Annotated in this window: 2 protein-coding genes; both read right to left on the reverse strand. The window is 61.9% G+C overall.

What is annotated here, in order from left to right:
* Nucleotides 1-845, reverse strand: an 845-nt coding sequence (locus NCCP436_RS17520; RefSeq protein WP_220805236.1) for an electron transfer flavoprotein subunit alpha/FixB family protein, incomplete at its 3' end; no start/stop codon positions are given.
* On the reverse strand, nucleotides 846-1,586 hold a 741-nt coding region (locus tag NCCP436_RS17525; RefSeq protein ID WP_220805237.1), incomplete at its 5' end, for an electron transfer flavoprotein subunit beta/FixA family protein.

The raw sequence follows: 1,586 nt of genomic DNA on the forward strand, positions 1-1,586 counted from the left end.
TCGTCCTTGTTGATCGCAACGATCACCTTGGAATCCTTCATGCCAGCCAGATGCTGGATCGCACCGGAGATACCAACGGCGATGTACAGCTGCGGCGCAACGATCTTGCCGGTCTGACCCACCTGCATGTCGTTCGGCACAAAGCCGGCGTCAACGGCAGCGCGGGAAGCACCAACCGCAGCACCCAGCTTGTCGGCCAGAGCGTACAGGTGCTTGAAGTTGTCACCGTTGCCCATACCGCGACCACCGGAAACGACGATCTTGGCGGCGGTCAGTTCCGGACGATCGGACTTGGCCAGCTCTTCGCCAACGAAGGCGGACTTGCCGGCATCGGCCGGGCCGGAGACAGCCTCAACGGCAGCAGAACCACCTTCGCCAGCAGCGGCATCGAAACCGGTGGTACGCACGGTGATCACCTTGACGGCAGCCGAGGACTGCACGGTGGCGATGGCGTTACCGGCGTAGATCGGGCGCTTGAACGTGTCAGCGCTCTCGACGGCGATGATCTCGGAGATCTGGTCGACATCCAGCAGAGCGGCAACGCGCGGCAGGTAGTTCTTGCCGTTGGTGGTAGCAGCCGCCAGCACATGGCTGTAGTTCTTGCCCAGTTCGGCGATCAGCGGCGCGACGTTCTCCGGCAGCTGGTGGGCGTAGGCAGCGTTGTCAGCCAGCAGCACTTTGGCTACGCCAGCAACCTTGGCAGCAGCTTCAGCGGCAGCAGAGGCGTTGCTGCCGGCAACCAGCACGTGGATGTCGCCGCCGATCTGCTGGGCAGCAGTCACGACGTTCAGGGTGGCAGGCGCCAGAGCAGCGTTGCTGTGTTCAGCGATAACCAGAATAGCCATTTAGATTACCTTCGCCTCGTTCTTCAGTTTCTCGACCAGTTCAGCCACGGACTTGACCTTGATGCCGGCGCTGCGGGCAGCCGGTGCCTCAACCTTCAGCGTCTTGACTGTCGAGGCTGTGGAAACGCCCAGCGCATCCGGGGTAACGGTTTCCAGCGGCTTCTTCTTGGCCTTCATGATATTCGGCAGCGACGCGTAGCGCGGCTCGTTCAGGCGCAGATCCGTGGTGACGATGGCCGGCAGGCTCAGGGCCACGGTTTGCAGACCGCCGTCGATCTCGCGGGTCACATTGACCTTGTCACCTGCGACCTCAACCTTGGAGGCGAAAGTACCCTGGGCGTAGCCGCTCAGCGCAGCGAGCATCTGGCCAGTCTGGTTGTTGTCGCTGTCGATGGCCTGCTTGCCGAGGATCACCAGTTGCGGCTGCTCCTTGTCGACCACGGCCTTGAGCAGCTTGGCCACCGCCAGGGAGTTCAGTTCGTCACTGGATTCGACCAGGATGGCACGGTCGGCACCCAGCGCCAGCGCGGTACGCAGTTGCTCCTGGGCAGCGCTCGGACCAATGGAGACGACAACGATTTCGCTGGCTACGCCCTTCTCTTTCAGGCGTACAGCCTCTTCCACAGCGATTTCGCAGAAGGGGTTCATGGACATCTTGACGTTGGCGAGGTCGACGCCGCTGTTGTCCGCCTTGACGCGAACCTTGACGTTGTAGTCAACCACTCGTTTGACAGCTACAAG

The organism is Pseudomonas sp. NCCP-436 (assembly GCF_019656335.1).
Lineage (GTDB): Bacteria > Pseudomonadota > Gammaproteobacteria > Pseudomonadales > Pseudomonadaceae > Aquipseudomonas.